At 71.2% G+C, this 832-nt stretch carries 1 protein-coding gene; it reads right to left on the bottom strand.

What is annotated here, in order from left to right:
• Window positions 1-832, bottom strand: an 832-nt coding sequence (rsgA, locus tag EF918_RS36225) for a GTPase RsgA (protein ID WP_260611028.1), incomplete at both ends; no start/stop codon positions are given.

An 832-nucleotide genomic window follows, 5' to 3' on the forward strand; every position in this document is an offset into this window, starting at 1 on the left:
AATCAATTCCACCCACAGACATACGGAGACAGCAGCGGCACACGCCAAGGTCCTGGAAGCCCACAAATAAGTCAACACCACCTACGGCGACGTCCCCGGCTACAGGCCCTCCGCCGCGGGCGGGCAGACGGGCTTGACCACCATGTGCTCCCACAACATGGGGCCCCCGCATGCACGGGGCATCGGTCCTCTTGTCGCCGGTTCCGGCGTCCCACAGGCCGACGCCCCTGAGGCCGGGGGTGTCGATGAGGACTCCCCCGCCGGGCAGTACCAGCAGGTTGCGGGTGGTCGTGGTGTGGCGGCCCTTGCCGTCGACGTCCCGGGTGGCCTGTACGTCCATGACGTCCTCGCCGAGGAGCGCGTTGGCCAGGGTGGACTTGCCGGCCCCGGACTGCCCGAGCAGCACCGACGTACCGCCGGCCGCGATGGCGGCGAGTACGTCGAGCCCGTCCCCATCCATCGCGCTGACCGTGACGACCGGTACGCCCGGCGCGCTGTTCTCCACGTCCCGGACGAGATGTGCCCGGGTCGCGCCGTCGGGCACGAGGTCGGCCTTGGTGAGCACGACCACCGGCTGCGCCCCGGACTCCCAGGCGAGCGCCAGGAACCGTTCGATCCGGGCCAGGTCGAGTTCGAGGGCGAGCGAGACCGCGACGACGGCGTGGTCGACGTTGGCGGCGAGGATCTGCCCCTCGGACCGCTTGGAGGAGGTGGAGCGCACGAAGGCGGTACGGCGCGGCAGGTACGCCCGCACATACCTCGGCACGGCTCCGGCCGGGTCGACGGCGACCCAGTCCCCGGTGCACACGACCCGCAGGGGGTCGTGCGGGGT

Source organism: Streptomyces sp. WAC06614 (assembly GCF_003949795.1).
GTDB lineage: Bacteria > Actinomycetota > Actinomycetes > Streptomycetales > Streptomycetaceae > Streptomyces.